At 64.8% G+C, this 25939-nt stretch carries 27 protein-coding genes; 21 read left to right on the top strand and 6 right to left on the bottom strand.

The features are described 5' to 3' along the window. Window positions 1-14 precede the first annotated feature (14 nt). Window positions 15-896, top strand: coding sequence for a LysR substrate-binding domain-containing protein (locus tag ACYAF3_RS29035; protein WP_003104408.1), 882 nt, complete (start codon window positions 15-17; stop codon window positions 894-896). 68 nt (window positions 897-964) lie between these two features. On the opposite strand, the gene ACYAF3_RS29030 is transcribed toward ACYAF3_RS29035, so the two are convergent. Beyond that, window positions 965-1144, bottom strand: a complete 180-nt coding sequence (locus ACYAF3_RS29030) for a PA1571 family protein (RefSeq protein WP_003104406.1) — start codon at window positions 1142-1144, stop codon at window positions 965-967. A 209-nt stretch (window positions 1145-1353) separates the two neighbouring features. Here ACYAF3_RS29030 and ACYAF3_RS29025 point away from each other — a divergent pair, with 209 nt between their 5' ends. After that, window positions 1354-2499, top strand: a complete 1146-nt coding sequence (locus ACYAF3_RS29025) for an ATP-NAD kinase family protein (protein ID WP_003122902.1) — start codon at window positions 1354-1356, stop codon at window positions 2497-2499. A 10-nt stretch (window positions 2500-2509) separates the two neighbouring features. Beyond that, on the top strand, window positions 2510-3106 hold the full coding sequence (locus ACYAF3_RS29020; protein ID WP_025324849.1) for a DUF1287 domain-containing protein: 597 nt from the start codon (window positions 2510-2512) through the stop codon (window positions 3104-3106). Window positions 3107-3223: 117 nt separating this feature from the next. Here ACYAF3_RS29020 and ppnP read toward each other — a convergent pair whose 3' ends face one another. Then, window positions 3224-3505 carry a pyrimidine/purine nucleoside phosphorylase gene (ppnP, locus tag ACYAF3_RS29015; protein ID WP_003087375.1) on the bottom strand — a complete coding sequence of 94 codons (282 nt, stop codon included), beginning with the start codon at window positions 3503-3505 and terminating at the stop codon, window positions 3224-3226. A gap of 94 nt (window positions 3506-3599) precedes the next feature. Next, complete coding sequence (locus tag ACYAF3_RS29010; protein ID WP_003104398.1) at window positions 3600-4151, bottom strand: 3'-5' exonuclease; 552 nt, start codon at window positions 4149-4151, stop codon at window positions 3600-3602. 103 nt (window positions 4152-4254) lie between these two features. Here ACYAF3_RS29010 and ACYAF3_RS29005 point away from each other — a divergent pair, with 103 nt between their 5' ends. Beyond that, complete coding sequence (locus tag ACYAF3_RS29005; RefSeq protein ID WP_003104396.1) at window positions 4255-5121, top strand: NAD(P)-dependent oxidoreductase; 867 nt, start codon at window positions 4255-4257, stop codon at window positions 5119-5121. Between the two features lie 6 nt (window positions 5122-5127). Here ACYAF3_RS29005 and ACYAF3_RS29000 read toward each other — a convergent pair whose 3' ends face one another. After that, a complete protein-coding gene (locus ACYAF3_RS29000; RefSeq protein WP_003104394.1) occupies window positions 5128-5469 on the bottom strand; it encodes a DMT family protein in 342 nt (113 codons plus the stop codon). A 115-nt stretch (window positions 5470-5584) separates the two neighbouring features. Here ACYAF3_RS29000 and ACYAF3_RS28995 point away from each other — a divergent pair, with 115 nt between their 5' ends. The 3 genes from ACYAF3_RS28995 to ACYAF3_RS28985 all read left to right on the top strand — a co-directional run bounded on the left by ACYAF3_RS28995 (window position 5585) and on the right by ACYAF3_RS28985 (window position 7440). Further along, complete coding sequence (locus ACYAF3_RS28995) at window positions 5585-6340, top strand: hypothetical protein (RefSeq protein WP_003449855.1); 756 nt, start codon at window positions 5585-5587, stop codon at window positions 6338-6340. A 103-nt stretch (window positions 6341-6443) separates the two neighbouring features. Continuing rightward, the gene (locus tag ACYAF3_RS28990) at window positions 6444-6698 is read left to right on the top strand and encodes a YkgJ family cysteine cluster protein (RefSeq protein WP_003087397.1); all 255 of its coding nucleotides are present in this window, start codon (window positions 6444-6446) and stop codon (window positions 6696-6698) included. A 133-nt stretch (window positions 6699-6831) separates the two neighbouring features. Continuing rightward, window positions 6832-7440: an START domain-containing protein gene (locus ACYAF3_RS28985; protein WP_003104390.1), complete on the top strand. Its 609-nt coding sequence runs from the start codon at window positions 6832-6834 to the stop codon at window positions 7438-7440. 114 nt (window positions 7441-7554) lie between these two features. Here ACYAF3_RS28985 and gltA read toward each other — a convergent pair whose 3' ends face one another. Beyond that, the gene (gltA, locus tag ACYAF3_RS28980; protein ID WP_003087400.1) at window positions 7555-8841 is read right to left on the bottom strand and encodes a citrate synthase; all 1287 of its coding nucleotides are present in this window, start codon (window positions 8839-8841) and stop codon (window positions 7555-7557) included. A gap of 348 nt (window positions 8842-9189) precedes the next feature. On the opposite strand from gltA, the gene sdhC reads away from it, so the two are divergent. The 11 genes from sdhC (at window position 9190) to ACYAF3_RS28925 (ending at window position 23214) form a co-directional block, all read left to right on the top strand. Beyond that, window positions 9190-9576, top strand: coding sequence for a succinate dehydrogenase, cytochrome b556 subunit (gene sdhC / locus ACYAF3_RS28975; RefSeq protein ID WP_003104388.1), 387 nt, complete (start codon window positions 9190-9192; stop codon window positions 9574-9576). Beyond that, window positions 9570-9938 (top strand): succinate dehydrogenase, hydrophobic membrane anchor protein, encoded by a 369-nt coding sequence (sdhD, locus tag ACYAF3_RS28970; RefSeq protein ID WP_003104386.1) that lies wholly within the window; start codon window positions 9570-9572, stop codon window positions 9936-9938. The genes sdhC and sdhD overlap by 7 nt, the downstream gene beginning before the upstream one ends. Before the next feature lie 3 nt (window positions 9939-9941). After that, on the top strand, window positions 9942-11714 hold the full coding sequence (gene sdhA / locus ACYAF3_RS28965; protein WP_003087407.1) for a succinate dehydrogenase flavoprotein subunit: 1773 nt from the start codon (window positions 9942-9944) through the stop codon (window positions 11712-11714). An 11-nt stretch (window positions 11715-11725) separates the two neighbouring features. After that, on the top strand, window positions 11726-12433 hold the full coding sequence (locus ACYAF3_RS28960) for a succinate dehydrogenase iron-sulfur subunit (RefSeq protein ID WP_003087410.1): 708 nt from the start codon (window positions 11726-11728) through the stop codon (window positions 12431-12433). Between the two features lie 256 nt (window positions 12434-12689). Then, window positions 12690-15521, top strand: a complete 2832-nt coding sequence (locus ACYAF3_RS28955) for a 2-oxoglutarate dehydrogenase E1 component (protein WP_031755752.1) — start codon at window positions 12690-12692, stop codon at window positions 15519-15521. Between the two features lie 42 nt (window positions 15522-15563). Next, window positions 15564-16793, top strand: a complete 1230-nt coding sequence (odhB, locus tag ACYAF3_RS28950) for a 2-oxoglutarate dehydrogenase complex dihydrolipoyllysine-residue succinyltransferase (RefSeq protein WP_031755750.1) — start codon at window positions 15564-15566, stop codon at window positions 16791-16793. A 68-nt stretch (window positions 16794-16861) separates the two neighbouring features. Continuing rightward, window positions 16862-18298: a dihydrolipoyl dehydrogenase gene (lpdA, locus tag ACYAF3_RS28945; protein ID WP_003087422.1), complete on the top strand. Its 1437-nt coding sequence runs from the start codon at window positions 16862-16864 to the stop codon at window positions 18296-18298. Between the two features lie 328 nt (window positions 18299-18626). After that, window positions 18627-19793, top strand: a complete 1167-nt coding sequence (sucC, locus tag ACYAF3_RS28940; protein WP_003087425.1) for an ADP-forming succinate--CoA ligase subunit beta — start codon at window positions 18627-18629, stop codon at window positions 19791-19793. Continuing rightward, window positions 19793-20680 (top strand): succinate--CoA ligase subunit alpha, encoded by an 888-nt coding sequence (gene sucD / locus ACYAF3_RS28935; protein ID WP_003087428.1) that lies wholly within the window; start codon window positions 19793-19795, stop codon window positions 20678-20680. Before sucC ends, sucD begins: the two co-directional genes overlap by 1 nt. 310 nt (window positions 20681-20990) lie before the next feature. Further along, window positions 20991-22304 carry a branched-chain amino acid transport system II carrier protein gene (brnQ, locus tag ACYAF3_RS28930; protein ID WP_023104251.1) on the top strand — a complete coding sequence of 438 codons (1314 nt, stop codon included), beginning with the start codon at window positions 20991-20993 and terminating at the stop codon, window positions 22302-22304. A 145-nt stretch (window positions 22305-22449) separates the two neighbouring features. Next, on the top strand, window positions 22450-23214 hold the full coding sequence (locus ACYAF3_RS28925) for a DUF599 domain-containing protein (protein WP_003106486.1): 765 nt from the start codon (window positions 22450-22452) through the stop codon (window positions 23212-23214). A gap of 58 nt (window positions 23215-23272) precedes the next feature. Here ACYAF3_RS28925 and ACYAF3_RS28920 read toward each other — a convergent pair whose 3' ends face one another. Next, window positions 23273-23509, bottom strand: a complete 237-nt coding sequence (locus tag ACYAF3_RS28920; RefSeq protein WP_003087435.1) for a hypothetical protein — start codon at window positions 23507-23509, stop codon at window positions 23273-23275. A gap of 172 nt (window positions 23510-23681) precedes the next feature. Here ACYAF3_RS28920 and ACYAF3_RS28915 point away from each other — a divergent pair, with 172 nt between their 5' ends. From ACYAF3_RS28915 to ACYAF3_RS28905, 3 genes are read left to right on the top strand one after another with little or no spacing between them, the layout of a single operon-like run. Beyond that, entirely contained in the window at window positions 23682-24155 is a 474-nt protein-coding gene (locus tag ACYAF3_RS28915) for a PaaI family thioesterase (RefSeq protein WP_003106488.1), read from the top strand. Beyond that, the gene (locus ACYAF3_RS28910) at window positions 24152-24598 is read left to right on the top strand and encodes a PaaI family thioesterase (protein ID WP_003087441.1); all 447 of its coding nucleotides are present in this window, start codon (window positions 24152-24154) and stop codon (window positions 24596-24598) included. Before ACYAF3_RS28915 ends, ACYAF3_RS28910 begins: the two co-directional genes overlap by 4 nt. Before the next feature lie 36 nt (window positions 24599-24634). Then, a complete protein-coding gene (locus ACYAF3_RS28905; protein WP_003120441.1) occupies window positions 24635-25867 on the top strand; it encodes an MFS transporter in 1233 nt (410 codons plus the stop codon). Window positions 25868-25939 lie beyond the last annotated feature (72 nt).

Raw genomic sequence — 25939 nt, 5'->3', positions numbered from 1 at the left:
AATGGTGAAGGTCCATGTCGGTATCCCATGCACAGTTGAAGGCTTTCCATGCGGTCGCCGTGTACGGCAGCTTCACGCGCGCCGCCGAGCGCCTGTTTCTCACCCAGCCGGCGGTTTCCGACCAGGTGCGCAAGCTGGAGGAGCGTTACGGCGTGCTGCTGTTCCACCGTAACAAGCGCTCGGTGCGCCTGAGCGAACTGGGCGAGCGCCTGCTCGCGGTGACCCAGCGGCTGTTCGCGATCGAGGCCGAGGCGGAGGAGCTGTTGTCCGCCTCCAGCGCCCTGCAGACCGGCACCCTGACCCTGGCGGTGGATGCGCCGGTGCACGTATTGCCGCAGATCGCGCGTTTCTGCGAGCGCTATCCGGGCATCGCGGTGCGGGTGGAGACCGGCAATACCGACGAGTCTCTGCAGCGACTGTTCAGCTACCAGGCCGACCTGGCCCTGTTGGGCCGGGACGTCAGCGACGAGCGGTTGCTTTCGCTGACCCTGCGCAACGACCCGATCGTCGCCTTCGTTTCGCTCAGCCATCCGTGGGCCGGGCGCGAGTCGATCCGGCTCGCCGATCTCGACGACATGCCGCTGGTGCTGCGCGAGCAGGGCTCGGTGACCCGCCAGACCCTGGAGGAGGAGATGAGCCGCGCCGGCCTGCGGATCCGTCCGGCGATCCAGGTCGAGGGCCGCGAGGCCTCGCGCGAGGCGGTGGTGGCGGGGATCGGCGTGGGGGTGGTGTCGGCCGCGGAGTTCGGCGCCGACACGCGGGTCCATGCGCTACCCATCGTCGATTGCCAGCGACGCCTGACCGAGACCCTGGTGTGCCTGCGCGAACAGCGTTCGCGGCGGATCGTCGAGACCTTCCTCGACCTGGTCGGCGAGGACCTGCCGGCGCCGAGCTAGGGCGCGGCTTCGCGCAAGCGAAAAAAAGCCCGGCGGATGCCGGGCTTCGAAGTCGTGCTGGCGGGCGCTCAGGCCTGCTTCTGTTCCTGCTCCAGGGACCTGTCCAGTTCGCGGCAGGCGCGCTGGATCATCACCTCGGTGATCGGGATCTCCCGGCCCTGGGCGTCGATGATGGCGCCACCGGTGTGCTGCTGCGTATTGAAGGGGATCACGCGGCGCTTGGCGGTATCGGTGTGTTGCGAATTCATTGCCCGTCTCCTCATCAGGTTTATCGGCAGTCTAGGGAGCGCAGATGAAACCGCCGTGACAAACGGCGGATGTCGTGCCGCTCCAACGCGAAAGCCATGGACCATAGCAATCTTGCAGTCGGCGTGCCAGCTTGCCGGCTACCGCTGGGTTTTTCTGGTTATAGTGGTCCGACCGGTGTGGGCGTCCTGGAGTTCGCCCGAGGATGAGTATGGACATGTTTCGCCTGGGGTTGGTGGTCAATCCCCTGGCCGGGCTTGGTGGCCCGGTCGCCTTGAAGGGTAGCGACGGGGTGGCCGCCGAGGCCCTGGCCAGAGGCGCCGAACCACGTGCGCTGGAGCGCACCCGGGTAGCCCTGGAGTGCCTGTTGCCGCTGGTCGAGAAGATCGAGTTCCTGACCTTTCCCGGGGCCATGGGTGGCGAGTTGCTCGAGCGCATGGGCTTCCGCCATCGCCTGCTCGGCGAGTGGCAGGGAGCGGTCAGCAGCGCGGCGGATACCCGGTTGGCGATCGAGCGCCTGCAGGAGGCCGGTGTCGCCCTGATCCTGTTCGCCGGTGGTGATGGCACAGCACGGGATGTTGCCGGGGTGGTGCGCGAGCAACAGCCGGTGCTCGGCATTCCGGCCGGGGTGAAGATCCACTCCGGGGTCTATGCCATCAGTCCGCGCGCGGCCGGCGAATTGGCCAGGCGCCTGGTCGAGGGCGGCCTGGTGCGCCTGGCCAGCGGCGAAGTGCGCGACCTCGACGAAGAGGCACTGCGCGCCGGCCGCGTCGCCGCGCGTTGGTACGGCGAGATGACAGTGCCGGAGGAGGGCCACTTCATGCAGCACGTGAAGCAGGCAGGGATGGAGTCCGAGGAGCTGGTGCTGGTGGACCTCGCCGACTGGCTGGCGGAAAACTGGGAAGACGGCGTGCGCTATGTGCTCGGACCGGGCTCGACCTTGCATGGCCTGGCGCGCAACCTCGGCCTGGAAACCACCCTGCTGGGCGTCGACGTGCTGGAGAATGGCGCGGTGATTGCCCGCGACGTCGACGAGGCGCGGCTGTTCGAACTGGTGGACGGTCATCCGGCGTACCTGCTGGTCACCGCCATCGGCGGCCAGGGCCACGTGATCGGTCGCGGCAACCAGCAGATCAGTCCCCGGGTGTTGCGCGCCATCGGCCTGGAGCGCATGCGGGTGGTCGCCACCAAGCGCAAGCTGGGGACCCTCGGGGGCCGGCCGTTGCTGGTCGACAGCGGCGACCCGGTGCTGGACGACAGCTTCCCGGACGCCATCCGGGTCTGGGCCGGCTACAAGGAAGAACTGCTGTATCCGCTGGGATACGCGAAGGACCAGGACGCGCCCGCGGGCGCTTAGGAGGAAAAGGATGGACAAGGACGTATCCGGCGCGCTGCACCGCCTGTTGCTGCTCGCCATGCTCGGACTGCCGCTGGTGGCGGCCGCTGCGGTCGAACCGCAGCGACTGGTGGATGCGGCGCGTGCCCAGGTGGGCGTTACCCTGGGCTACGACCCGGCCTACCGGCAACTGGACTATCCGGGCGGCGACGTGCCGCTGCAGACCGGGGTCTGCACCGACGTGGTGGTCCGTGCGCTGCGCGGACAGGGGCTGGATCTACAGAAGGCGGTGCACGAGGACATGCGTCGCCACTTCGCGGCCTACCCGCAGCAATGGGGAATGAAAGGTACCGACCGCAACATCGATCACCGCCGCGTACCGAACCTGATGACCTGGTTCAGCCGCCAGGGCCTGGCCCTGGCGCCTAGCCGCGACGCTTCCGCCTACCGGGCCGGAGACATAGTCGCCTGGCGCCTGGACAACGGCCTGCTGCATATCGGCGTGCTTTCCGATCGCAGGCTGGAGGGCAGGCCGCTGGTGTTGCACAACATCGGTGCCGGCGTGCGGGAAGAGGACCTGCTGTTCCGCTACCAGGTCATCGGCCACTACCGCTTCCCGCAGGGCTGAATGGGCTGGGCAAGCCGTTCCAGCGGCGGATGAGCGCAGCTCGATTCCTCCGCCGCAGCCGCTGGACGGCGGGCAAGAAAAAACCGGCCTGCGGCCGGTTTTCCTGTCTGCCCGGGCTCAGCGATATTCGCAGAGGTAGGCGGTGTCCTGGGCGACCTTGAGCTGGAACTTGCTGTTCGCCGGGACGGTGAACTGGCTGCCGCTGGCGTATTCCTGCCACTCGTCACTGCCCGGCAGCTTGACCGTCAGCGCGCCGGCGACCACATGCATGATCTCCAGCTGGCTGGTGCCGAACTCGTATTCGCCTGCCGCCATCACGCCGATGGTGGCCGGGCCGGCGGTCATGTCGAAGGCGATGGATTTGACGGTGCCGTCGAAGTATTCGTTGACCTTGAACATGGGCTTCTCCTGAAGGGGTGAACAGGCGGGTTTGAAAAGGCCCGCCAGTATGCCCAAGCCTCGGAAAGGCGTCACTAGGCGGCGCGGGCCTCGTTCAATGCTCCACCGGCAATACCAGCGGCAGCAGCCGTGCGGTATTGCGGGCATCCTCCAGGGCGCGGTGCTGCTGGCCCTGGAAACTCATCCCGGCCAGTTGCAGGGCCGCGTTCAGGCCGACTGGGCGGGGCAACTGGCGGACTTCGCCGAAGCGTTGCTTGAGATTGACGTGCGGCACTTCGCTGAGCTGGCTGGTCAGCCCGTGCTGGCGCCATTCCTGCTCCAACTGGCGGCGGTCGTAGTCGCCCCAACTGGCCCAGCCGGCCAGTCGCGGACGATGCTGGGCGAGCCAGCGCTCGAAGGCTTCCCAGACCGTATTGAGATGGGCTGCGCCATCGACGTTGGCCTGGCTGATATGCGTGAGGTCGCGGCAGAAGTGGGTCAGCAGCGGCCGCCTGACCGGCCGTACGAAACGCTGGAAGTGGTCCAGTTCGCGGGCGTCCGCGGCGGCGACCAGGGTGGCGCCGATCTCGATGATTTCCATTTCCTCCAGGGGCCAGCCGCCTTCCGCGGTGGTGGCCTCCAGATCGATTACCAGCCAGTGAGGCATCGGAGCTATCCATACCAGGGTCCGCGCTGAGTATGGCGGGGCTTCCGGACCTCGGCAAACCGCTGTGCTAGGCTGCGGGATCGGATTTCGAGGAGATGACGGAATGACTGCGGTCGCATTTCTCGGCCTGGGCACGATGGGCTACCCGATGGCCGGGCACCTGCAACGAGAGGGCTACGACGTCTGTGTCTACAATCGCTCGTCGGCCAAGGCGCTGCGCTGGGTCGAGGAGTACGCCGGACGGCGCGCCGATACGCCGCGCGAGGCCTGTGCTGGCGCCGAGCTGGTGTTCTGTTGCGTCGGTAACGACGACGACCTGCGTGCCGTGGCGCTGGGCGAGCAGGGCGCCTTCGCCGGAATGGCGCCGGGCAGCCTGTTCGTCGACCACACCACCGCTTCGGCGGAAGTCGCCCGCGAGCTGTCGCTGCTGGCTGCCGAGCGTGAGCTGGGCTTTCTCGACGCGCCGGTCTCCGGCGGCCAGGCAGGCGCGGTCAACGGCGCCCTGACGGTGATGGTCGGTGGCGAGGAGGCCTTCTATCGACGCGCCGAACCGCTGTTGCGCAGCTATGCGCGGATGGTCCGGCGAATGGGCGACGTGGGTAGCGGGCAATTGACCAAGATGGTCAACCAGATCTGCGTCGCGGGGCTGCTCCAGGGCCTGGCCGAGGCGCTGCACTTCGCCCGGTGCGCCGGTCTCGATGGCGAGGCGGCGATGCAGGTGATCGGCAAGGGCGCGGCCCAGTCCTGGCAACTGGAAAACCGCCACCAGAGCATGCTGGCCGGAGAGTTCGACTTCGGCTTCGCCGTGGACTGGATGCGCAAGGACCTGTCGATCCTGCTCGCCGAGGCGCGACGCAACGGCGCGCAGTTGCCGGTCACGGCGCTGGTCGACCAGTTCTACGCCGAAGTGCAGGCGATGGGCGGCGGTCGTTGGGATACCTCCAGCCTGATCGCCCGGCTGCGTTCGTGACGCGGCTCAGGCGCGGAAGATGAAGTACACCGCGCCGAGCAGGCACAGGCCGGCCCAGAGGTAGTCCAGTTTCAGCGGCTGCTGCATGAAGTAGACGCTGAACGGGACGAAGATCGCCAAGGTGATGACTTCCTGCATGATCTTCAGTTGGCCGACCGAGAGTTCGGTGTAGCCGATGCGATTGGCCGGTACCTGCAGCAGGTATTCGAACAGCGCGATACCCCAACTGATCAGGGCGGCGATGATCCAGGGCTTGCTGTTGAGAGTCTTCAGATGACCATACCAGGCGAAGGTCATGAACAGGTTGGAACAGGCTAGCAACAAGGCGGTTTGCAGCCAGACGGGCATGATGGGTGGGCTCCGGGGGATTGGGACGGCGCCGCAGCCTAATTGGCTGCGGCGATAAATCCAAGTGGGCAGGCATCGACCGGTAGGGGCTGGTGCTCGGAAAAGGATGAAAGGTATGCGGTTGCACAAACGCTCGCTGGTCTGGGGGCTCGCCTTGAGCGGGCTGGCCGTCGTGCTGGCGGCCGCCTGGTGGGCGAGCCAGGCGTCGCGGGAGCCGGCTCTGTGGAGCGAGCTGCGGGTGCCGCCGGCGTTTGCCATCCCGCGCGATTTCGACCTGGGCGAATACCGCTTGAGCTGGGGCGGCAAGAGCCTCGCCCTGTCAGTGGCGGGTAGCGCTCGGCCGCCGTTGTGGGAGAGCGAGGGCGGTTTTCTCGGGGCCGGGCGGGAAAGCGCCGGTCGCCTGCAGTTGCGCTGCCAGGAGCAGAGCCTGGAGAGCTTCGAACTGGTCGGTCGACGCTTGTCCCTGAAGGGGCACCTGCGCTGCGCCGATGGCCGGCTCAGCGCCTACGAGCTGTCGTTCGAGCCGCGCCAGGGCGGCGTGGAGGTGCGCGTCGCGCTGGCGGACAGCGAGCTGAACCGGGTCGCCCTGTCCTGGCGGCGTGGAGCGGGGGAGCGCTTGTCCGGTATCGTCGATGACGAGGCGGAAGGTCGCTCCTGGGTCTTGCCGGCCGGGATCGCTGGCTACTGGAGTTCCGCTGGCAACGCCTTCCTCGGCCACTCGACGGCGGCGCAATCCCTCGACCTGCGCGAGCCGGGCCGCGTGCAATGGCGGGCAGCGACGGAGTCGGCCAGGGCCTGGCTGTTCGCTGCCGGCAACCGCGAGCAGTGGCAGCTTCGCAGCGCGCGTCTCGAGGCGGAAACGCGCCGCTGATCCGCCGGGCTTGGCGGCGGCCTGGCCGGTCCGTATTCTTTGCGCCCGTTTCGGACGGCTGTCCTGGCCGCTCCTCTGCCAACTTTCGGGCGAGATCCTTCCCATGCAATGTAGAGCCGGCTGCGGCGCCTGCTGCATAGCACCGTCGATTTCCTCTCCGCTGCCGGGCATGCCGGCCGGCAAGCCCGCGGGCGTACGCTGCCTGCACCTGGACGAAAACCATCTCTGCGGGCTGTTCGGCCGACCGGAGCGACCGGCCGTATGCGGCCAGTTCGGCGCCGATCCGGAAATCTGCGGCGACAGCCGTGAGCAGGCGCTGGCCCTGATCGCGGAGTGGGAAGTCATCACTGCCGCGTGAACGGGTTGGAAGTCTGGCTGTCTCACGCCATACTGCTGCGCATCCTGCGCCGAAGGCTCAGGATCGCGGCTTGCAGGGCGTCGACCGCCCGGCCGGCGAACCGAAAATAACCATAAAGAGAGGAACAGGAACGATGCGTGGCATTTTGCGTATGACCGTGCTGGCTGCCGCAGTGTTCGGGGTGGCCGGCAATGCGCTGGCCGAAGACTGGAAGCTGGCCAAGGACGAGGATGGCGTGAAGGTCTACCTCAGCAGTGTCCAGGGCTCCAAGTACAAGGCTTATCGCGGCGTTACCGACATCAAGGCCGACGTGGCGACCATCGAGGCGCTGCAGGAGGACGTCAAGGGTTCCTGCAAGTGGATCCATGCCTGCGCCGAGATGAAACTCCTGAAGCAGGAAGGCGCCGACGCCTGGACCTACTCGAAGATCGACATGCCCTGGCCAGTTACCGGTCGCGACGTGGTCATCCATGTCACCACCGAGAAGACTGCGGATGGCACCGTGATCCGTCACCTTAAGGCCGATCCGACCTATATCCCCGAGGAAAAGGGCCAGATCCGCGTGCCCAAGCTGGTCGGCGAGTGGAAGTTGCAGCCGAAGGGGCAGGGCGTGACGGAAGTGACCTACCAGGTGGAAACCGAGCCGGGTGGCAGCATTCCTTCCTGGTTGGCCAACAGCTTCGTGGTCGACGCGCCGCTGAACACCCTCAAGGGCCTGCGTAGCGCTGCCGAGAAGCGCTGAGCGCGCCTTCCTTGCAAAAAGACCGCCTCCGGGGCGGTTTTTTTGTGTCCGGCGGAAAGGGGCGGGCACAAAAAAGGCTGCCGAAGCAGCCTTTCTCGCCGGGCGTGACGGGTTTCAGCCGCGATCCTTGAGGGCGGTGAAGTCGCGCTGGGTGTGGCCGGTATAGAGCTGGCGCGGGCGGCCGATCTTGTAGGGGCCGGAGAGCATTTCCTGCCAGTGCGAGATCCAGCCGACGGTACGCGCCAGGGCGAAGATCACGGTGAACATGCTGGTCGGAATGCCGATCGCCTTGAGGATGATCCCCGAGTAGAAGTCGACGTTCGGGTACAGGTTGCGTTCCACGAAGTAGGGGTCGTGGCGGGCGATTTCTTCCAGCTTCATCGCCAGTTCCAGTTGCGGGTCGTTGATGCCCAGCTCCTGGAGGACCTCGTCGCAGGTCTGCTTCATGACCTTGGCGCGCGGGTCGAAGTTCTTGTAGACACGATGGCCGAAGCCCATCAGCTTGAACGGATCGTTCTTGTCCTTGGCCTTCTCGACGAACTTGTCGATGTTGGACACGTCGCCGATCTCGTCGAGCATGCGCAGCACCGCTTCGTTCGCGCCGCCATGGGCCGGTCCCCACAGGGCGGCGATGCCGGAGGCGATGCAGGCGAACGGATTGGCGCCGGAGGAGCCGGCCAGACGCACCGTGGAGGTGGAGGCGTTCTGCTCGTGGTCGGCGTGGAGAATGAAGATGCGGTCCATGGCCTTGGCCAGCACGGGGCTGATCGGCTTGGTCTCGCAGGGGGTGTTGAACATCATGTGGAGGAAGTTTTCCGCGTAGTTCAGGTCGTTACGCGGATACATCATCGGCTCGCCCTTGGAGTACTTGTACACCATGGCGGCGATGGTCGGCATCTTGGCGATCAGGCGATGCGCGGAGACTTCGCGATGCTTCGGGTTATTGATGTCCAGGGAGTCGTGGTAGAAGGCCGAGAGGGCGCCGATCACGCCGCACATCACGGCCATCGGGTGGGCGTCGCGGCGGAAGCCGTTGAAGAAGGTCTTCAACTGCTCGTGAACCATGGTGTGGTTCTTGATGGTGCCGACGAACTGTTCCTTCTGCGCGGCGGTGGGCAGCTCGCCGTTCAGCAGCAGGTAGCAGGTTTCCAGGTAGTCGGATTTCTCTGCCAGTTGCTCGATGGGGTAGCCGCGATGGAGGAGGACGCCTTTGTCGCCGTCGATATAGGTGATCTTCGACTCGCAGGAGGCGGTCGACATGAAGCCAGGATCGAAGGTGAAGTGGCCCGTGGCGGTGAGGCCCCGTACATCCACTACATCGGGACCCATGGTACCGGATAGGACGGGCAGTTCGACGGGGGCTGAGCCCTCGATGATCAACTGCGCTTTTTTGTCAGCCATGATGGCCTCCTATTTATGCTTGAAATCATCAGTACCCCCCACGCAGGGCCCGCACCACTATAGAGGGATAAATTCGAAAGTCAATTTGCGCGAATCCATGCCGTAGAGCCTTCCGTGGCGGGGTTTTCGCAGAAAAAGGGGGCTATTTACGCCTTTTATAAAAGGCCCGCAATCAACCATTTGGCGATGGGTGTTTTCGTTGTCATTAGTAGCCTAACTGTCTATACTCGGCGTCCGACCGCAAGGGGTATTCCTGGCCCGCTTTCATAGACGGTCGCCACTCCCTGGTGATGGGTACCTGACAAGTGCACTTCCCGACAACTAGCCCTGTTCGTTAGGGCTCTCAGTGTGAAAAAAGCCGTGAATAGCAAACGACCTGTAAACCTAGACCTAAGGACCATCAAACTCCCTGTCACCGCTTACACGTCCATTCTCCACCGTATCTCTGGCGTCATCCTGTTCCTCGGTATTGCCGTGCTGCTGTTCGCGCTCGACAAGTCGCTGAGTTCGGAAGAAGGCTTCGAGCAGGTGAAGGCGTGCCTGACCAGTCCCCTGGCCAAGCTGGTGATCTGGGGCCTGCTGTCTGCGCTGCTGTACCACCTGGTGGCCGGTGTTCGCCACCTGGTCATGGACGCTGGCGTCGGCGAGACGCTGGAAGGCGGTAAGCGTGGCTCCAAAATCGTCATCGCCATCGCGGTGGTGCTGATCGTTCTGGCGGGGGTATGGGTATGGTAACTAACGTCACAAACTTCTCGCGCTCCGGCCTCTACGACTGGATGGCCCAGCGCGTTTCCGCGGTCGTGCTCGCGGCTTATGTCATTTTCCTGCTGGGCTACCTCATTGCTCACCCCAACATTTCCTACGCGGACTGGCACGGCCTGTTCTCGCAGGGTTGGATGCGCATCTTCAGCCTGTTGACCCTGGTTGCCCTGAGCGTCCATGCGTGGGTCGGTATGTGGACCATCTCCACCGACTACCTGACTTCGATGGCTCTCGGCAAGGCGGCGACAGTCGTGCGTTTCCTCTTCCAGGCGGTTTGCGGCATGGCGATGTTCGCATTCTTCGTCTGGGGTGTGCAGATTCTTTGGGGTATGTGATCCATGGCTAGCATTCGTACACTTTCCTTTGACGCCATCATCGTCGGTGGCGGTGGCGCCGGCATGCGTGCCGCGCTGCAACTGGCCCAGGGCGGCCACAAGACCGCCGTGGTGACCAAGGTCTTCCCGACCCGTTCCCACACCGTATCCGCACAGGGTGGCATCACCTGCGCGATCGCTTCGGCCGACCCGAACGACGATTGGCGTTGGCACATGTACGACACCGTCAAGGGCTCCGACTACATCGGTGACCAGGACGCGATCGAATACATGTGTTCCGTCGGCCCCGAGGCCGTGTTCGAGCTCGAGCACATGGGCCTGCCGTTCTCCCGTACCGAAACCGGCCGCATCTACCAGCGTCCGTTCGGCGGCCAGTCCAAGGACTTCGGCAAGGGTGGCCAGGCCGCCCGTACCTGCGCCGCCGCCGACCGTACCGGCCACGCGCTGTTGCACACCCTGTACCAGGCCAACCTGAAGAATGGCACCTCGTTCCTCAACGAGTGGTACGCGGTCGACCTGGTGAAGAACCAGGACGGCGCGGTGGTCGGCATCATCGCCATCTGCATCGAGACCGGCGAGACCGTCTACATCCGTTCCAAGGCCGTGGTCCTGGCCACTGGCGGTGCCGGCCGTATCTACGCCTCCACCACCAACGCGCTGATCAACACCGGTGACGGCGTGGGCATGGCCCTGCGTGCCGGCGTGCCGGTGCAGGACATCGAGATGTGGCAGTTCCACCCGACCGGCATCGCCGGCGCCGGTGTACTGGTCACCGAAGGTTGCCGCGGCGAAGGCGGTTACCTGATCAACGCCCACGGCGAGCGCTTCATGGAGCGTTATGCGCCGAACGCGAAGGACCTGGCCGGCCGCGACGTGGTCGCCCGTTCCATGGTCAAGGAAGTCCTGGCCGGCAACGGCGTGGGCCCGAACAAGGACCACGTGCTGCTGAAGCTCGACCACCTCGGCGAGGAAGTCCTGCACAGCCGCCTGCCCGGCATCTGCGAACTGTCCAAGACCTTCGCTCACGTCGACCCGGTCGTTGCGCCGATCCCCGTGATCCCGACCTGCCACTACATGATGGGTGGCGTTGCCACCAACATCCATGGCCAGGCCATCACCCAGGACGCCAACGGCAACGACCAGATCGTCGAAGGCCTGTTCGCCGTGGGCGAAGTGGCCTGCGTATCGGTACACGGCGCCAACCGCCTGGGCGGCAACTCGCTGCTCGACCTGGTGGTATTCGGCCGTGCCGCCGGTCTGCACCTGGAAAAAGCGCTGAAAGAGGGCATCGACGCCCGCGGCGCTTCCGAGAGCGACCTGGAAGCCTCCTTCAAGCGCCTGAACGGCGTGAACGAGCGCACCAGCGGCGAAGAAGTCGCTCCGCTCAAGCGCGAGCTGCAAAGCTGCATGCAGAACTACTTCGGTGTGTTCCGCACCGGCGAGTACATGCAGAAGGGCATCGCCCAGCTGGCCGACCTGCGCGAGCGTATCGCCAACGTCAAGATCAACGACAAGAGCCAGGCATTCAACACCGCGCGCATCGAAGCGCTGGAACTGCAAAACCTCCTCGAGGTGGCCGAGGCCACCGCGATCGCGGCCGAGCACCGCAAGGAGTCCCGTGGCGCCCACGCCCGTGAAGACTTCGAGGAGCGCGACGACGAGAACTGGCTGTGCCACACCCTGTACTTCCCGGGTGAGAAGCGCGTATCCAAGCGTTCCGTCAACTTCGCGCCGAAGACCGTTCCGGCATTCGAACCCAAGGTTCGGACTTACTAAGGGTGCCCGCCATGTTGCAAGTGAGTGTTTATCGTTACAACCCCGACAAAGATGCTGCGCCGTACATGCAGGATTTCCAGGTCGACACCAACGGCAAGGACGTGATGGTCCTCGACGTGCTGGCGCTGATCAAGGAACAGGACGAGGGCTTCTCCTACCGTCGTTCCTGCCGTGAAGGCGTCTGCGGCTCCGATGGCATGAACATCAACGGCAAGAACGGCCTGGCCTGCATCACCCCGCTGTCGGCCGCCGGCCTGAAGGGCGGCAAGCTGGTGATCCGTCCGCTGCCCGGCCTGCCGGTCATTCGTGACCTGGTCGTGGACATGAGCATCTTCTACAAGCAATACGAGAAGGTGAAGCCGTTCCTGCAGAACGATACGCCGGCCCCGGCCATCGAGCGTCTGCAGACCCCGGAAGAGCGCGAGAAGCTGGACGGTCTGTACGAGTGCATCCTGTGCGCCTGCTGCTCGACCTCCTGCCCGTCCTTCTGGTGGAACCCCGACAAGTTCCTCGGTCCGGCCGCACTGCTGCAAGCCTATCGTTTCCTGGCCGACAGCCGTGACACCAAGACCGAAGAGCGCCTGGCTTCGCTGGACGACCCGTTCAGTGTGTTCCGCTGCCGCGGAATCATGAACTGCGTGAACGTTTGCCCGAAGGGTCTGAACCCGACCAAGGCGATCGGCCACGTGCGTAATATGCTGCTGCAGAGCGGAACCTGATCCTCTCGCAGTTGTTATATGAGTTGTACCTAGCAACACCTGTGGCGCCGGAGTTCTTCCGGCGTCGCAGCAACTAAGCGGGCCAAGCTCACAAAGCCATGGCCCAGATTTGAAAAATATGACCAGCAGGGGCATCCGGGCTGGTACCCGGACTATCTGCGGGATCTGTAGTGGCCATACCGATGTCGCTGCCTGAGGACTTCGGAGCCTTCAAGGTTTCGCCAGGTGGTTGTCCCCTTACCGAGGGTGACCTAGCATGCACGAAAGCGTAATGCAGCGGATGTGGAACAGTGCCCATCTATCCGGTGGTAACGCTGCCTACGTCGAAGAGCTCTACGAGCTCTACCTGCACGACCCTAACGCTGTGCCAGAAGAGTGGCGCACGTATTTCCAGAAGCTTCCCGCCGATGGCAATCCCGCCCCCGACGTCTCGCACTCCACAGTGCGCGATCATTTCGTCCTGCTGGCCAAGAACCAGCGCCGTGCCCAGCCGGTTTCCGCCGGTAGCGTGAGCAGCGAGCACGAGAAGAAGCAGGTCGAAGTCCTTCGTCTCATTCACGCTTACCGTCTCCGCGGCCACCAGGCTTCCACCCTCGACCCGCTCGGCCTGTGGCAGCGTCCCGCGCCTGCCGACCTGTCGATTGACCACTACGGTCTGACGGGTGCCGACCTGGACACCACTTTCCGCACCGGTGAGCTTTACATCGGCAAGGAAGAGGCGACCCTGCGTGAAATCGTCGACAGCCTGAAGAGCACCTACTGCGGTACCTTCGGCGCCGAGTTCATGCACATCGTCGATTCCGAGCAGCGCAAGTGGTTCCTCCAGCGTCTGGAAAGCGTGCGTGGCCGTCCCGGCTTCTCCGCCGAGGCGCGTGCGCACCTGCTCGAGCGCCTGACCGCGGCCGAAGGCCTGGAGAAGTACCTGGGCACCAAGTACCCGGGCACCAAGCGTTTCGGCCTGGAAGGCGGCGAAAGCCTGATCCCGATGGTCGACGAGATCATCCAGCGCTGCGGTTCCTACGGCGCCAAGGAAATCGTCATCGGCATGGCTCACCGCGGTCGCCTGAACGTCCTGGTCAACACCCTGGGCAAGAACCCGCGCGACCTGTTCGACGAGTTCGAAGGCAAGAAGATCGTCGAGCTGGGCTCCGGTGACGTGAAGTACCACCAGGGCTTCTCCTCGAACGTGATGACCAGCGGTGGCGAAGTCCACCTGGCGCTGGCGTTCAACCCGTCCCACCTGGAAATCGTTTCCCCGGTGGTCGAGGGTTCCGTTCGTGCCCGCCAGGACCGCCGCAAGGACAGCTCCGGCGACAAGGTGGTACCGATTTCCATCCACGGCGATGCCGCCTTCGCGGGGCAGGGCGTGGTCATGGAAACTTTCCAGATGTCGCAGACCCGCGCCTACAAGACCGGTGGCACCATCCACCTGGTGATCAACAACCAGGTCGGTTTCACCACCAGCCGCCAGGACGATGCGCGTTCCACCGAGTACGCCACCGACGTGGCGAAGATGATTCAGGCGCCGATCTTCCACGTCAACGGCGACGATCCCGAAGCCGTGCTGTTCGTCACCCAGCTGGCCGTCGACTACCGCATGCAGTTCAAGCGTGACGTGGTCATCGACCTGGTCTGCTACCGTCGCCGCGGCCACAACGAGGCGGACGAGCCGAGCGGCACCCAGCCGCTGATGTACCAGCAGATCGCCAAGCAGCGTACTACCCGCGAGCTGTACGCCGATGCCCTGGTGAGTGCCGGCGTGCTCAGCGCCGAGCAGGTTCAGTCGAAGATCGACGACTACCGCGACGCCCTGGACAACGGCCTGCACGTGGTGAAGAGCCTGGTCAAGGAACCCAACAAGGAACTGTTCGTCGACTGGCGTCCGTACCTGGGTCATGCCTGGACCGCGCGTCACGACACCCGCTTCGACCTGAAGACCCTGCAGGAACTGTCCAGCAAGATGCTGGAAGTGCCGGAAGGCTTCGTGGTTCAGCGCCAGGTTTCGAAGATCTACGAAGATCGCCAGAAGATGGCGGCCGGTGGCCTGCCGATCAACTGGGGCTTCGCCGAGACCCTGGCCTACGCGACCCTGCTGTTCGAAGGCCATCCGGTACGGATGACCGGCCAGGACGTCGGCCGTGGCACCTTCTCGCACCGTCACGCGGTGCTGCACAACCAGAAGGATGACTCGGTCTACGTACCGCTGGCCAATCTGTTCGACGGCCAGCCGCGCCTGGATATCTACGATTCCTTCCTTTCGGAAGAGGCCGTGCTGGCGTTCGAATACGGTTTCGCCACCACCACGCCGAACTCGCTGGTGATCTGGGAAGCCCAGTTCGGCGACTTCGCCAACGGCGCCCAGGTGGTTATCGACCAGTTCATCACCAGTGGCGAAAGCAAATGGGGCCGACTCTGCGGCCTGACCATGCTGCTGCCGCACGGCTATGAGGGGCAGGGCCCGGAGCACTCCTCCGCGCGCCTGGAGCGCTACCTGCAGCTCTGTGCCGAGCAGAACATCCAGGTCTGCGTGCCGACCACCCCGGCTCAGGTCTACCACATGCTCCGCCGTCAGGTGATCCGCCCGCTGCGCAAGCCGCTGGTGGTGATGACGCCGAAGTCCCTGCTGCGTCACAAGCTCGCCATCTCGACCCTGGAAGATCTGGCCAACGGTTCCTTCCAGACTGTGATCCCGGAAATCGACAGCCTGGATCCGAAGAAGGTCGACCGCGTCGTGCTGTGCAGCGGCAAGGTGTACTACGACCTGCTGGAGAAGCGTCGCGCGGAAGGCCGCGAAGATACCGCGATCGTCCGTATCGAGCAGCTGTATCCGTTCCCGGAAGACGACCTGGCGGAAGTTCTGGCTCCGTACAAGAACCTCAAGCACATCGTCTGGTGCCAGGAAGAGCCGATGAACCAGGGCGCCTGGTTCTGCAGCCAGCATCACATGCGTCGTGTCATCGCCGCGCACAAGAAGGGCCTCAATCTCGAGTACGCCGGCCGCGAAGGCTCCGCTGCTCCGGCTTGCGGCTACGCCTCGATGCACGCCGAGCAGCAGGAAAAACTGCTGCAAGACGCCTTTACTGTTTAACGCCTACGCGCTGAAGAAACCGAATTTAAGGAAACGCACACAATGGCTATCGAAATCAAAGCCCCAACCTTCCCGGAATCGGTCGCCGACGGCACCGTCGCCACCTGGCACAAGAAGCCGGGCGAAGCAGTCAAGCGCGACGAACTGATCGTCGACATCGAGACCGACAAGGTGGTCATCGAGGTTCTCGCCGAGGCTGACGGCGTGCTGGCCGAGATCATCAAGAACGAAGGCGACACCGTTCTGAGCAACGAGCTGCTCGGCAAGCTGAACGAAGGCGGCGCCGCCGCTCCGGCCGCTCCGGCTGCCGCTGCGCCCGCCGCCGCTCCGGCTGCACAGGCCGCCGCTCCGGCCGCCGCTGGCGGCGACGACGCCATCCTGTCCCCGGCTGCGCGCAAGCTGGCCGAGGAAGCCGGCATCGATCCGAACAGCATCGCCGGCACCGGCAAGGGCGGTCGCGTGACCAAGGAAGACGTGGTCGCTGCGGTCGAAGCGAAGAAGAACGCCCCGGCCGCCTCGGCCAAGCCTGCCGCCCCGGCTGCCGAGGCGCCGATCTTCGCCGCCGGCGACCGTGTCGAGAAGCGCGTGCCGATGACCCGCCTGCGGGCCAAGGTCGCCGAGCGCCTGGTCGAGGCGCAGTCCGCCATGGCCATGCTGACCACCTTCAACGAGGTCAACATGAAGCCGATCATGGACCTGCGTTCGAAGTACAAGGACCTGTTCGAGAAGAAGCACAACGGCGTGCGCCTGGGCTTCATGTCCTTCTTCGTCAAGGCCGCCACCGAGGCGCTGAAGCGCTTCCCGGGGGTCAACGCTTCCATCGACGGCAACGACATCGTCTACCACGGCTACCAGGACATCGGCGTTGCCGTTTCCAGCGACCGCGGCCTGGTGGTTCCGGTGCTGCGTAACGCCGAGTTCATGAGCCTGGCCGAGATCGAGGGCGGCATCGCCAACTTCGGCAAGAAGGCGAAGGAAGGCAAGCTGACCATCGAAGACATGACCGGCGGCACCTTCACCATCTCCAACGGTGGCGTGTTCGGTTCCCTGCTGTCGACTCCGATCGTCAACCCGCCGCAGACCGCCATCCTCGGCATGCACAAGATCCAGGAGCGCCCGATGGCCGTGAACGGCCAGGTGGTGATCCTGCCGATGATGTACCTGGCGCTGTCCTACGACCACCGTCTGATCGACGGCAAGGAAGCGGTGAGCTTCCTGGTGGCGATCAAGGACCTGCTGGAAGATCCGGCTCGCCTGCTGCTGGACGTCTGATTTAGCGTTTCTCTTCACGGCGGCCCCCTCGTGGGGCCGTCCGGTTTCACCCGAATAAGGATTGAGATATGAGCCAGAAATTCGACGTGGTAGTGATTGGTGCCGGCCCCGGCGGTTACGTTGCCGCCATCCGCGCTGCCCAGCTGGGCCTGAAGACCGCCTGCATCGAGAAGTACATCGGCAAGGAAGGCAAGGTGGCGCTCGGCGGTACCTGCCTGAACGTTGGCTGCATCCCGTCCAAGGCGCTGCTGGACAGCTCCTACAAGTACCATGAGGCCAAAGAGGCCTTCAAAGTCCATGGTATCGAAGCCAAGGGCGTCACCATCGACGTTCCGGCGATGGTTGCGCGCAAGGCCAACATCGTCAAGAACCTGACCGGCGGCATCGCTACCCTGTTCAAGGCCAACGGCGTGACCTCCTTCGAAGGCCACGGCAAGCTGCTGGCCAACAAGCAGGTGGAAGTGACCGGTCTGGACGGCAAGACCCAGGTCCTGGAAGCCGAGAACGTGATCATCGCTTCCGGCTCCCGCCCGGTGGAGATCCCGCCGGCCCCGCTGACCGACGACATCATCGTCGACTCCACCGGCGCCCTGGAATTCCAGGCCGTGCCGAAGAAGCTGGGTGTGATCGGCGCCGGCGTCATCGGCCTGGAGCTGGGTTCGGTATGGGCCCGCCTGGGTGCCGAGGTGACCGTGCTGGAAGCCCTGGACAAGTTCCTCCCGGCTGCCGACGAGCAGATCGCCAAGGAAGCCCTGAAGGTCCTGACCAAGCAAGGCCTGAACATTCGCCTGGGTGCCCGCGTGACCGCTTCGGAAGTGAAGAAGAAGCAGGTCACCGTGACCTTCACCGACGCCAACGGCGAGCAGAAGGAAACCTTCGACAAGCTGATCGTCGCGGTCGGCCGTCGCCCGGTGACCACCGACCTGCTGGCCGCCGACAGCGGCGTGACCCTGGACGAGCGTGGCTTCATCTACGTCGACGACCACTGCAAGACCAGCGTTCCGGGCGTCTTCGCCATCGGTGACGTGGTTCGCGGCGCGATGCTCGCGCACAAAGCCTCGGAAGAGGGCGTGATGGTCGCCGAGCGCATCGCCGGCCACAAGGCGCAGATGAACTACGACCTGATTCCGTCGGTCATCTACACCCACCCGGAAATCGCCTGGGTCGGCAAGACCGAGCAGACCCTCAAGGCCGAGGGCGTCGAAGTCAACGTCGGCACCTTCCCGTTCGCCGCCAGCGGTCGCGCGATGGCTGCCAACGACACCACCGGCCTGGTCAAGGTCATCGCCGATGCGAAGACCGACCGCGTCCTGGGCGTCCACGTGATCGGCCCGAGCGCCGCCGAGCTGGTACAGCAAGGCGCGATCGGCATGGAATTCGGCACCAGCGCCGAAGACCTGGGCATGATGGTCTTCTCTCACCCGACGCTGTCCGAAGCCCTGCACGAAGCTGCCCTGGCAGTGAATGGCCATGCCATCCACATCGCCAACCGCAAGAAGCGCTGAGTGATCCGACGCCCCGGTTCACGCCAGGGGCGTCACAGCGACGCGGGACGCGTCGTCCGTCAGGCCAGGACAGGTTCCTGGCCTTGTCGGGTCCGGGTTCTGTAGAATCCACGGTTTGCCGCCTGCGTCGGGATGCCGCAGGCGGCAGACTTTCAGAAGAACCACGGCGGGTGAGCGCCGGCGACCGTTGCGAGGTGGCCGCGGGCGTATGCCGCCGGACTGTTTTTTCGCGAGCCGGGTGGTTCGCGAAACGACGGTCACAGGTGGTGGGGCGCCACGAGCGCTCCGCCGAAATGCGCAATACCTAGACGAATAACGGTAGACAAGCATGAATCTCCACGAATATCAGGGTAAGCAGCTGTTCGCTGAATACGGCCTGCCTGTATCCAAGGGCTTTGCCGTAGACACCCCCGAAGAGGCCGCAGAAGCCTGCGACAAGATCGGCGGCAGCGAGTGGGTCGTCAAAGCTCAGGTGCACGCCGGCGGCCGCGGTAAAGCGGGCGGTGTGAAGCTGGTGAAGAGCAAAGAGGACGCCAAGGCGTTCGCCCAGCAGTGGCTGGGCAAGAACCTGGTGACCTACCAGACCGACGCCAACGGCCAGCCGGTCAGCAAGATCCTGGTGGAGTCCTGCACCGACATCGACAAGGAGCTGTACCTCGGCGCCGTCGTCGATCGTTCCAGCCGCCGCATCGTGTTCATGGCTTCCACCGAAGGTGGCGTGGACATCGAGAAGGTCGCCCACGACACTCCCGAGAAGATCCTCAAGGCTACCATCGACCCGCTGGTCGGCGCGCAGCCGTACCAGGGCCGCGAGCTGGCCTTCCAGCTGGGCCTGAAGGGCGACCAGATCAAGCAATTCACCCATATCTTCGTCGGCCTGGCGAAGCTGTTCCAGGACTACGACCTGGCCCTGCTGGAAGTGAACCCGCTGGTGATCAAGAAAGACGGCAACCTGCACTGCCTGGATGCCAAGATCAACATCGACAGCAACGCCCTGTACCGTCAGCCGAAGCTGCGCGCCATGCACGACCCGTCCCAGGACGACGCCCGTGAAGCCCATGCGCAGAAGTGGGAGCTGAACTACGTCGCGCTGGAAGGCAACATCGGCTGCATGGTCAACGGCGCCGGCCTGGCCATGGGTACCATGGACATCGTCAACCTGCACGGCGGCAAGCCGGCCAACTTCCTCGACGTTGGCGGCGGTGCGACCAAGGAGCGCGTGACCGAAGCGTTCAAGATCATCCTGTCCGACAGCAACGTGAAGGCTGTCCTGGTGAACATCTTCGGCGGCATCGTGCGTTGCGACATGATCGCCGAAGGCATCATCGGCGCCGTCAAAGAAGTCGGCGTGAAGGTTCCGGTTGTCGTCCGCCTGGAAGGCAACAACGCTGAACTGGGTGCCAAGGTCCTGGCCGAAAGCGGCCTGAACATCATCGCGGCAACCAGCCTGACCGACGCTGCCCAGCAAGTCGTCAAGGCCGCGGAGGGTAAGTAATGAGCGTCCTGATCAACAAAGACACCAAAGTCATCTGCCAAGGCTTCACCGGTAGCCAGGGTACCTTCCACTCCGAACAGGCCATCGCCTATGGCACCAAGATGGTCGGCGGCGTGACCCCCGGCAAGGGCGGCACCACCCACCTCGGCCTGCCGGTGTTCAACACCGTCAAGGAAGCCGTGGAAGCCACCGGCGCCGAAGCCTCGGTCATCTACGTTCCGGCTCCGTTCTGCAAGGACTCGATCCTGGAAGCGGCATTCGGCGGCATCAAGCTGATCGTCTGCATCACCGAAGGCATCCCGACCCTCGACATGCTGGACGCCAAGGTCAAGTGCGACGAGCTGGGCGTACGCCTGATCGGCCCGAACTGCCCGGGCGTGATCACTCCCGGCGAGTGCAAGATCGGCATCATGCCGGGTCACATCCACCTGCCGGGCAAGGTAGGTATCGTGTCGCGTTCCGGCACCCTGACCTACGAAGCCGTGAAGCAGACCACCGACGCCGGCTTCGGCCAGTCCACCTGCGTGGGCATCGGCGGCGACCCGATCCCGGGCTCCAACTTCATCGACATCCTGAAGCTGTTCCAGGAAGATCCGCAGACCGAAGCCATCGTCATGATCGGCGAGATCGGTGGTTCCGCCGAAGAAGAAGCCGCGGCCTTCATCAAGGCTAACGTGACCAAGCCGGTGGTGTCCTACATCGCTGGTGTGACTGCCCCTCCGGGCAAGCGCATGGGCCACGCCGGCGCCATCATCTCCGGCGGCAAGGGCACCGCGGACGAGAAGTTCGCCGCCCTGCAGGACGCCGGTGTGAAGACCGTGCGTTCCCTGGCCGACATCGGCAAGGCCCTGGCCGAGCTGACCGGTTGGGAAGTGAAGAAGGCCTGATTTCCCGGGTTTTCTGAGTTCCAGGACGAAGGCCACCGCCTCACAGCGGTGGCCTTCGTCGTTCTATCGCATCCGTCAAACGAATGTTGCCGCGATGCGCTATCATTGCCAACGGTTCGTGTCCGACAAAACCCCGGGCGCGCCACGCATCATCCCGCAGGCCAGTGCGCCTGCAGCTATAACGCCACATGGCCCTCAAAAGGGGTCGGGCGGCTTGACCGGTCCTCCTCATCCGGAAGGACGTTGTTTCCTAACACCCCCAAAGGGAAACCCCGAACAACCGAGACTTCTGCCAGTGGTACATCCTCCTATGACTCATTTGAAAGGGTTCGACCTGCTCGCCCTTGGCTTCATGACGTTCGCGCTTTTTCTCGGCGCGGGTAACATCATCTTTCCTCCCAGTGCCGGCATGGCGGCGGGCGAACACGTATGGAGCGCGGCTTTCGGCTTCCTCCTTACCGGTGTCGGCCTGCCGTTGCTGACGGTGGTCGCCCTGGCCCGGGTCGGAGGCGGTATTGGCCGCCTGACCCAGCCGATCGGGCGGCGCGCGGGAGTGGCGTTCGCCATCGCCGTCTATCTTGCCATCGGCCCGCTGTTCGCCACCCCGCGTACAGCCGTGGTGTCCTTCGAGATGGGCGTCGCACCCTTCACCGGGGACGGCGGCGTGCCGTTGCTCGTCTATACCGTCGCTTACTTCTCCGTGGTTCTGTTCCTGGTGCTGAACCCGGGTCGCCTTGTCGACCGGGTCGGAAAGGTCATCACGCCGGTGCTGCTGTCGGCCCTGCTGGTCCTTGGCGGCGCGGCGATCTTCGCGCCGGCGGGAGAGATCGGCAGCAGTTCCGGCGAGTACCAGAGCGCGCCCCTGGTGCAGGGTTTCCTGCAGGGCTACCTGACCATGGATACCCTCGGTGCCCTGGTCTTCGGTATCGTCATCGCCACCGCCATTCGCGACCGCGGCATCAGCGACAGCCGGCTGGTCACGCGCTATTCCATGATCGCCGGGATCATCGCCGCCACCGGCCTGTCCCTGGTCTACCTGGCGCTGTTCTATCTTGGCGCCACCAGCCAGGGCATCGCCGGCGACGCCCAGAATGGCGTACAGATCCTCACCGCCTATGTGCAGCAGACCTTTGGCGTTTCCGGCAGCCTGTTGCTGGCGGTGGTCATCACCCTGGCCTGCCTGACCACGGCGGTAGGGCTGATCACGGCGTGCGGCGAGTTCTTCAGCGACCTGCTGCCGGTTTCGTACAAGACGGTGGTGATCGTGTTCTCGCTGTTCAGCCTGCTGGTCGCCAACCAGGGACTGACCCAGTTGATCAGCCTTTCGGTACCGGTTCTGGTGGGACTCTATCCGCTCGCCATCGTGCTGATCGCCCTGAGCCTGTTCGACCGGCTCTGGGTGTCGGCCCCGCGGGTGTTCGTGCCGGTGATGATCGTCGCGCTGCTCTTCGGCATCGTCGACGGGCTGGGGGCGGCCAAGCTGAACGGGTGGGTGCCGGACGTCTTCGCCAAGCTTCCGCTCGCCGATCAGAGCCTTGGCTGGCTGCTGCCGGTATCCATTGCGCTGGTCCTGGCAGTCGTTTGCGATCGGCTGCTGGGCAAGCCGCGCGAAGCGGTCGCCTGAGACGTCAGGCGAACCCCAGGAAGGCCGCCTCCGGGCGGCCTTTTTCATGAGCCGACGAAAGTCGTGTCCTGGCCGCGGCGAGCGGCGTCCCAACGGCGCGAAACAACGGCGGGGCGATTCCCGGCCGGCTCAAGAGGGAGTTTTCATGACCGCCGAACTCGGCATTTTCAACGGGCACCTGCTGCAACACCTGCTGGCGGCGCTCTGGTTCCTGTTCTGCTGGGTGGGCTACACCCGCTACGCCACCTGGAAGGGTCGCGACACCGCCTGCCTGGCCAGCGTCCTGCACCTCTACCGGGAGGACTGGATGCGCCGGTTGCTGCTGCGCGACAACCGTATCGCCGACGCCAGCGTGATCGGTAACCTGGAGCGTAACGCGTCGTTCTTCGCCTCCAGCACGCTGATCATCCTCGCCGGCATCCTCACCCTGCTGGGCTCCACCGATCGCGCCGTCTCGGTACTGGCCGACCTGCCGTTCGTGGAGGAGGCCAGCCGGGGACTATCGGAACTGAAGCTGCTGTGCCTGGCAGTGGTCTTCGTCTATGCCTTCTTCACCTTCAGCTGGTGCATGCGCCAATACAACTTCGCGGCGATCCTGGTCGGCTCGGCACCGATGATCGGCGAGCGCAACGTCGGCGAGCTGGAGCGCAAATCCTTTGCCGAGCGTGCCGCCCGGGTCATCTCGCTGGCGGCCAACCAGTTCAACTTCGGCTTGCGCTCGTACTATTTCGGCCTGGCCATGCTCGCCTGGTTCATCAATTCCTGGTTCTTCATGCTGGTGACGGCCGGCGTGGTGCTGGTCCTGTATCGCCGCGAATTCCATTCGGACGTGCTGGAGGTGATGGTCTACACCGAGACCGCAATCGCCGAAAGCCCGCGGGAAGGCGAGGGCGAGGTGCCCAGGGGCTGAATCCCGGGCATGAAAAAGCCCGCTTGCGCGGGCTCTTTCAGGGTACGTCAACGAGAACTTATTGCTGGTTCTGTTGCGGTTGCTCCGGAGTCGGTGCCGGAGTCTGCGGGGTTGCCGGAGTGTCGCTCGACGGCGCCGGGGCGCTGGGCTCGGCAGGGGGAGTAGCCGGAGCGCTCGGCTGGGTCTCGGTAGCCGGAGCTGCCGGGGCCGCTGCCTTGTCTTCCTCTTTCTTGTCGCAAGCGGCCAGGCCAAGGCTGGCAGCGAGCAGCAGGGCAAGAGTTACGGTCTTTTTCATCGTTTAGCCTCCATGTGCGGCTTTCCTCGTTGTAGCCCTTTGAACATTTGCGCTGGCGTGAAGTTCCACACACTTCGACTATTTCGATCGTTATGTCCAAAACCCCGGCTGCCGGGGCTTTGGCGGCAGGGTATGATTCGCCCTCCAGAAAACTCCCAGCAAGGTCGCCGTCATGTCGGAAAATCCTCTCCTCGAGCGCGCCCGGCGCTTTCTCTCGGCCTTGCGTCATTGCCAGGTGCTGGGGTTGACGGTCGAGGCCGCCGACGAGAAAGGACTGACCCTGCGCCTGCCCTACAGCCAGGCGATCATCGGCAACCCGGAAAGCGGGGTCGTCCACGGCGGCGCGATCACCACCCTGATGGACACCACCTGTGGTATTTCCACGGTCTGCGTGCTGCCGGACTTCGAGATCTGCCCGACGCTCGACCTGCGCATCGACTACATGCATCCCGCCGAACCGCACAAGGATGTCTATGGCTTCGCCGAGTGCTACCGGGTCACGCCGAACGTGATCTTCACCCGCGGCTTCGCCTACCAGGACGATCCGGGCCAGCCCATCGCCCATGTCGTCGGCGCTTTCATGCGCATGGGCGGTTCGGCCCGCGCCGGGGCGGCCAGGCCGGCCGCGCAGGGAGGTGCGGCATGAGCCCGACCAGCCTCGAGCAACTGGTCCGCGACGCGCGTCGGAACAACGACTACAGCCCGCTGGTGGAGCTGATCCCGTACGCCAAGCTGCTCGGCATCGAATGCCTGCGCCTGGGCGACGACATGGTCTTCCGCCTGCCGGCGAACAAGGACAACATTGGCAACCCGACCCTGCCGGCCATCCATGGCGGCGTGATCGCCGGCTTCATGGAGCATGCGGCGATGTTGCACCTGCTGACCTTCATGAGCATTCCGCACCTGCCGAAGATCATCGATTTCTCCATCGACTACCTGCGTGCCGGGCACTTCCGCGATACCTACGCGCAATGCCAGGTCTGGCGCCAGGGGCGACGGGTGGCGAACGTCGCGATCAACGCCTGGCAGACCACCCAGGGCGAGCCCATCGCCACTGCGCGGGCGCATTTCAAGGTGGACGAGCCGTGAGCCGTACGCTGCGGAAAGTGGGCTGAGGATATCGCGATGGATGCCTTGCTGATTCTGGGCGGCCTGCTGCTGATGGTCGCCGGCTATATCTGGGTCATCGTCCTGGCCTTCGGTACCGGTCTGCTGTGGGGTTACGGCAGCCTTTTCCCGCCGGTGGCGCTGGCCTATATCGGCGTGCACTGGCGTACGGCGCGCAAGGGCGTCGGGCTGGCCGCGCTGGGTTGCATCCCGCTGGTGGTCGGCCTGGCGCTGCTGGCCAGTCACGACGCTGCGCGGCTGGAGGCGATCCTCAGCCTGCGCTGGCTGAAACCGGAGGCCAGGCCGCCGGCGGAACTGTCCATCGCGCTCAGCGGGGAGTTCAACGGCAAGCCTTTCGCGCCGCAGAGCGGCGAGTTGATTGGCGGCGTGCTGAGCCTGCGCCAGGGGCACGATTTCTACGCCCAGCGCGAGCTGCAGATCCGCCTTCCGGCACAGCCGCTCGGGGCGCTGCGCCTGGATGTGCTGCCCGAGGACGGCGGCGCGTTGCCAGAAGTCGAGCTGAGCTGGCTGCAACCGGATCAGGACCTGCCCGAGGCGCGTCGTCTCCTGCGTGGCTATACCTTGCACCTGGACCTGCGGCCCAAGGCGCCGAACCGCCTGGAGGGCGAGTTCCACCTGAGCCTGCCGAGCGACTACCGGACCACCCTCAGCGGCCACGTCGAGCTGTATACCGACCGGCTACGCTATCGGCACGGCAAGGTCGACCTGGGATACGACTCCGACGATACCCTGGCCCTGGTCTTGCGCGATTATCTGCAGCGACGTTTCGCCAGCCGCGACGTCAGCCTCGTGCGGGCGCCGTCCTGGCGCGCGGCCAGCCATGCGCGGCCGCTGCGTATCGAGGCCCTGGTGGCCGGCCAGGCTCAGGTGCTGGAGCTGACGCTGGAGAAGAACGCCCGGCGGGAGTGGACGGTGCGCGGCGACGCGTTCCCCGCCTTGCCGGCGGAGCCTGCGACCGTGGCCGCGGCGGCGGCGCCGCCCGAGCCGCAGGCGCTGCCGGCGCCGGGTAACGCCACCCTCGACCTGGAGCTGGTCCAGGTCGAACCGCAGCGCTACAGCCAGCGCCTGGTCAAGGCCACTACGGTACGCGGGCGTATCGCCGAGGGCCGTTTCACCGGCCTCGACAGCGAGGGGCGCCTGGTGATCCGCCGGGAAATGCCCGGTGCGGGGGAGGCGAGCTACCTGTTGCGCCCGGCGGAGATCGCCCGTCTCGAACTGCTCGAACGCTAGTCGTCGCACGATGGTGCGCGGTTTTTTCGCATAAGCGCTTGAAAAGCCGGAAGAAGGCCCCACCTAGGGGAC

This window comes from Pseudomonas sp. TZ252, from assembly GCF_056110345.1.
The sequence above is the reverse complement of the archived record's forward strand: the minus strand, read 5'-3'. Positions and strand labels throughout refer to the sequence as shown.